The sequence below is a fragment of the Microcoleus sp. OTE_8_concoct_300 genome, from assembly GCF_031383065.1.
GTDB lineage: Bacteria > Cyanobacteriota > Cyanobacteriia > Cyanobacteriales > Microcoleaceae > Microcoleus.
This window is the reverse complement of sequence record NZ_JANMZH010000241.1, coordinates 1-1,497: the sequence shown is the minus strand read 5'-3', so window position 1 is coordinate 1,497 and position 1,497 is coordinate 1. Positions and strand designations below refer to the sequence as shown.

At 44.8% G+C, this 1,497-nt stretch carries 1 protein-coding gene and 1 pseudogene; both read left to right on the top strand.

All coding sequences use genetic code 11. The features are described from left to right. Positions 1-458, top strand: a pseudogene (locus ACUVJL_RS11600) (hypothetical protein); the annotation flags it as partial. Between the two features lie 380 nt (positions 459-838). Next, entirely contained in the window at positions 839-1,399 is a 561-nt protein-coding gene (locus ACUVJL_RS11595; RefSeq protein WP_445245982.1) for a Uma2 family endonuclease, read from the top strand. The last annotated feature ends 98 nt before the right edge of the window (positions 1,400-1,497 follow it).

Genomic DNA, 1,497 nt, shown 5'->3' with positions numbered 1-1,497 from the left:
AAACTTTATTTGATAGCCTCACAGAGCCTACTGAGACGGTGAATTTGTTCTTGAGTGGCGGTAGTTTGGCGAGTCCTTCAGCAGCGGTTCTGTCGATTGTTGATACTACTGCTGTGCCTCCTACTTTCTTTTCTTACGGTTCGTCTCCGGGTCCTGTGGCTGATAGCGGTGCTGGAAATTTCACAATTAACCGCAGCGGCAATACTGCGGTTTCGGCTTCGATCGACTTTTTGATTGCTGCTCCCGGCGGCAACCAACCTGTGAATAATGTAGATTTCAATATTGTCGGGCCGTATAGTGCGAAGCCTTCTGGTGGTGCGGTGAACTTTAATCCAGGTCAAACTAGCGTCACTCTGACACTTAATAATGTTTCTGGTTTGAATGGTGGCGTGGTGAATTTAGGTTTTGGCCCAGGATCGATCGGTGCTCCGGCATCGACTGCAATTACTCTGCTTTAAGAGTGTTAGTAGGGGCGAGCAATGCTTGCCCTACTAATATGTCTGCAAGTTGTTAAATGCTTTTTGGATCGGGTTTGTTATCTAAATTTTTCCTCTTTGGGCCGCTCTGTTTGGGGCGGTTTCTTTTATGGTAAATTACTTCGGTTACTTGATGACAGTTAAATTCCAGGGCAGCTTTCGATCCAATTTCACTGTATTAATAGTTGGCGATGAACCAGGGCTACAGTTATTGAGGAGTATTTGACCAGACTTAATAGCGGGCATTTAAAGGCTTTTTGTCTAAGGTTTGTTATCTAAATTTTTCCTCTTTGGGCCGCTCTGTTTGGGGCGGTTTTTTTTATGGTAAATTTAGATAAGCTGCAAACAAGGAGAATAGTTATATGTCTGTTCAGCTTCAAAAACGGTTATTTACAGTAAAAGAATATCATTTGATGACTGAGGCGGGTATTCTCTCCGAGGGCGATCGGGTAGAACTTATAGAAGGAGAGATTGTTAAAATGGCTGCAATTGGTACTCATCATGCAAGTTCTGTTAAGCGTCTCACCAGGCGCTTCAGCCTCATTCCAGAATATCTGGCGACTCTGGGTGTCCAAGACCCTATCCAGTTGACTGAACGCACTGAACCTCAACCGGATGTTGTATTGCTGGAACCTCGCGCTGATTACTACGCCACAGCCCATCCTGTACCGTCTGAAGTTTTGCTGTTAGTTGAGGTTTCAGATAGTACGGTTGATTATGACAGAGTTGTGAAAGTATCCATTTACGCTCGATCGCTCATTCAAGAAGTTTGGCTGGTAGATTTAGTTGAAAATTGTTTGGAAGTCTACCGTCAGCCAGGCCCGAACGGTTATAGTTTAATGCTGAAGTTTTGGCGCGGTCAACAAGTTGCGCCGCTGGCTTTTCCCGAGTTTGTAGTGAGTGTTGATTTTATATTGGGTTAGTATGAATAAGTAATGGCAGCTTACGATCGAGCGATCGCCATTAAGCCTGAAAATGCGGAAGCTTGGCGCGATCGCGGCGCAGTTGTATCGGAATTAAA

What these genes read in the sequence shown, in the direction of transcription:
- ACUVJL_RS11595 (WP_445245982.1), top strand. Translation starts at nt 839, where the DNA reads ATGTCTGTTCAGCTTCAAAAACGGTTATTTACAGTAAAAGAATATCAT.